This is a genomic window from Streptococcus oralis (assembly GCF_001578945.1).
Classification (GTDB): Bacteria; Bacillota; Bacilli; order Lactobacillales; family Streptococcaceae; genus Streptococcus; species Streptococcus oralis_Q.
On record NZ_KQ969675.1, the window covers coordinates 1 to 234 of the forward strand.

1 pseudogene is annotated in these 234 nt (G+C 37.2%); it reads left to right on the plus strand.

The features are described from left to right. A pseudogene (locus tag SORDD16_RS10325) lies at positions 1-234 on the plus strand (DUF2974 domain-containing protein); the annotation flags it as partial.

Below are 234 nucleotides of genomic sequence, written 5' to 3' on the forward strand. Positions count from 1 at the left end.
AAAAATGGCAATCTTACAGGAGAAAAGAGGATTTTGGTCCGAGCCCAGTTGCTTCAGACAGCAGCCCAGTTGGCAAATTTTGACATGGAAGACAAAGTTAAATCTGTGAAAACCTTACTTTCAGATGCTAAGGAAGATATTCAAAACATGATAAAAGAAACAAGACAGACAGCGTTTGACATGGTTGGATATTTGTCAAGTTTAGAAGTTACAAATCTACTTTCTGGTTTTGAC